We start from the raw sequence: 450 nt of genomic DNA, 5'->3' as shown, positions 1-450 counted from the left end.
GCGGATGCGGTTTTCATCGATCACCAGGACGGCGAGTGCGGTTCGAACCATGCCTTGTATTGTGACCAAGCGAGGGAATTGTGCAATGCGGTATGGTTGAACAACCCGATAAAGCGCGTCACGCGCTGTGAAAACGCAGCTCGCATATCAGTCCGCTCAAGCCGCTTGGTCGCCGCCAACTTAAGTGCGTCGGAAACGTTCTGCGTCAATCCGTCTGTCACAAGGCCATCCTCCAGGATAACCTGTCACAGAAATCACCGTGTCTCACTTATAGATGCAGTCCAGCACTGTCACCGCAATTCCAAGCCTAAAAATAGGGAAGCGTTCTTATGGAGCAAGACAATATGCGAGAACAGCTTGAATGGCTTGAGTACTTCATGCCGAGGGCCGAAAAAGGAGAAACCCACGCGCAGTTAGCTGTTGGAATTGCATATGCAAATGGAAATATGA

Source organism: Mesorhizobium sp. M7A.F.Ca.MR.148.00.0.0 (assembly GCF_003997735.1).
Lineage (GTDB): Bacteria > Pseudomonadota > Alphaproteobacteria > Rhizobiales > Rhizobiaceae > Mesorhizobium.
Note: the sequence above shows the minus strand (reverse complement) of the source record.